The 412-nt window shown below is 23.8% G+C and carries 1 protein-coding gene; it reads right to left on the minus strand.

Annotation, left to right across the window (positions count from 1 at the left end; translation table 11 throughout):
• A partial coding sequence (locus tag CAMP5082_RS08310; protein ID WP_337206441.1) for a hypothetical protein occupies positions 1-412 on the minus strand: 412 nt, incomplete at both ends.

Genomic DNA, 412 nt, shown 5'->3' on the forward strand with positions numbered 1-412 from the left:
GCAAGTTTAAAGTCTTTAGTAGGTATTGTTTATTAGCAATAATACTTAAGCCTTGATTGGAATTTAAAAAAGTATTTTTTTCTTGTTTTAATTGAAAGCTTAGCTTTTCATTTAAAGATTTAAATAAAGAATTAAAAATTTCATTTTTTATTCTATTATCTTCTTTATAAAGTTTTAAATCAAATTGATATTTTTGTTCTTCTTGTTCAATGATTTTTTCTTGTTCTTTTAAATCTTGTATGTTTTTTAAATATTCTTCATCTATAAAATTGTAAGTTGTAGAAGCTATACTTGTTTTAGTTATAAGTTCTTTTTTCTTTGCTAGAGCAAGTTTGTATTGTTTTGAATAGCTAGGGTAGGGGCGTGGAGTGAAGAGGGAGAAAGGATTGATTAGTTTTTGAAAAAAATCATT

Source organism: Campylobacter sp. LMG 17559, assembly GCF_024723605.1.
In the GTDB taxonomy this organism is placed as follows: Bacteria; Campylobacterota; Campylobacteria; order Campylobacterales; family Campylobacteraceae; genus Campylobacter_D.